Origin of the sequence: Neolewinella aquimaris (assembly GCF_014197245.1) — a bacterium.
GTDB classification, from domain to species: domain Bacteria; phylum Bacteroidota; class Bacteroidia; order Chitinophagales; family Saprospiraceae; genus Neolewinella; species Neolewinella aquimaris.
Genome location: NZ_JACIFF010000024.1, coordinates 1 through 1913, shown reverse-complemented (window position 1 = coordinate 1913; position 1913 = coordinate 1). Strand labels below are relative to the sequence as shown.

Annotated in this window: 2 protein-coding genes; both read right to left on the bottom strand. The window is 36.9% G+C overall.

The features are described 5' to 3' along the window. Positions 1–236: 236 nt before the first annotated feature. Positions 237–1076, bottom strand: a complete 840-nt coding sequence (locus GGR28_RS18830) for a hypothetical protein (RefSeq protein WP_183497384.1) — start codon at positions 1074–1076, stop codon at positions 237–239. Next, on the bottom strand, positions 1077–1859 hold the full coding sequence (locus GGR28_RS18825; RefSeq protein ID WP_183497383.1) for a hypothetical protein: 783 nt from the start codon (positions 1857–1859) through the stop codon (positions 1077–1079). Between the last annotated feature and the right edge of the window lie 54 nt (positions 1860–1913).

The window sequence follows — 1913 nt, the reverse complement described above, 5'->3', positions numbered from 1 at the left end:
CCAACGGGGGCGCCCACGCAGCCGGGGCTTCTTTACTTGAACACAACATACTTAACCCCACCCATGAGGGGGCGGCGCGGCGGCATGGACCGAAACCGACCAGCGGGAGCTTTCGGGCCATTGACGACGGGGCGAACCCGGACTCAAGTAACAGTAACTGGCTTAACCTCACCCAGCCCCGGTTGACGCTGGGCGCGTTGTTAGCGGCATTTTAATATAATATTTGCACTTCAAACTTAGATGACGTTAATCTGCTTAGTTACGATTGTAACGTTTAGTTTTTTGGCTACATTTTTTAAGTTCAAAGGAACGGCAGATTCTATGAAAAGTAGAGTTTCACAGGGCCTATTTTTTTTATTTATTACTTCTTCCGCTTTTAATGTTGCTAAATATTTTCCACATTGATATATTCCTCTTTGGATATCGTCCTCACCAGATCTATATGACTTAGCTTCCACTCCTAATACTTTACTATTTGATTTGAACAATACATCTATGTAATCTCCAGACTTTAACGGATATTCTTTCACTCCGTTAGTAGTGAAGTCAAAAATTGAAGGATTGTTAGCAATAAAATCCACAACCTTCCTATGTTCTGGAGAACCTTCACTTCCAAATGGATTATATAGACTAATTGAATTATTGATATAGCCGGACTCGTGTATATCTAAATCCATCAGTTGAGATAAATAGATCCATCGTTCACCAAAGTCAAACACTTTCTTGTATTCCATATCAACGTAGTCTTTTTTCTTATTTCTGTCTAGATGTTCATAGTCAGGATAGAATTCTTTCAATCCATCGCTTGGTAATTTCGATCCAGAACTAACAACTAAGGTTTGTATAAATGGTGTTCTCCCTTTCCAATCAGGAATCTGGCAATCTTCAAACATATGCCCCATCACACCTAACGTTACCCCCATCAATCTACCAAAGTTATTGCCAGTATAAGGTTTCGGATATTCAATATTCTCAGCTAACTGCTTATATGTCAAATACTTCTTTCCTCCTTTAAAGTTTGCTACTCGTTGAACAAGACAACTTAGTGCTTTTCGCGCATAATCGACGTGGTCCATTTAAAGATAAATTGATTTTATGTTATTTTGCCGTTGTCTTTTAATTGCTTCGAGTTGAGTTTTTCTTTCGTGCTTATAGTCAAATTTTTCATCTATTTTTGAAATAAACTTTGAAGACTTGAAATACCAAGGATTTATTGATCCATCGCTTTCCACTAAATAGTCGCCAGCGACATAGTCAGGTACTGAATTAAATATGAAGACAATGACAAATGAATAAATGTTTTCAATATAATCGTTTAGTTTTGATAGTTCCTCGCTTCCCTCAAAACCAATAGTCCTTCCAGCTGCCGATCTTGCAATTCTTTCAGTTATTTGAACCGAACTGGAATGCGTATAATTACAAAGCAACCCATATGTTCTTTTTACGCTTGCCTTAAACTCTTGTTCTGTAGTTTCATCAAAAAATTTGAGTTTCAAATCATTGATAGGATTTATATTTGAGGAGTTCAATAATTTTTTATACTCTTCAATCTGCTCGCCAATTTTTAGCTTGGTAGTATTTTGCGTTATTATACTGGCCTTGATTGACAGTTCGATTAAATATCGTAGTTCTCTCAAACATGTGTTAACGACGCCTTCCTTAGCCAAGATATCGATAGCGATTACTGACTGAGTGACATCATCTACCATTCTCAAGAAAAAATTTCTCTCTTGACTAATTCCATCTCTTATTGTGTTATAATAAGAAAACAGAACGGCATGTAAAAGACAGTTTTTCATGGTTTGAAATCTTTGCATCTCTGCACCATATTTTATTTCCTCATCAGTTGGGGTTTTCATACTTTGAATCTTTAAGTTAGTAGGGTTGAAGTTTTTACATTATTTGCCGCTAAC

What these genes read in the sequence shown, in the direction of transcription:
- GGR28_RS18830 (WP_183497384.1), bottom strand. Translation starts at nt 1,076, where the DNA reads ATGGACCACGTCGATTATGCGCGAAAAGCACTAAGTTGTCTTGTTCAA.
- GGR28_RS18825 (WP_183497383.1), bottom strand. Translation starts at nt 1,859, where the DNA reads ATGAAAACCCCAACTGATGAGGAAATAAAATATGGTGCAGAGATGCAA.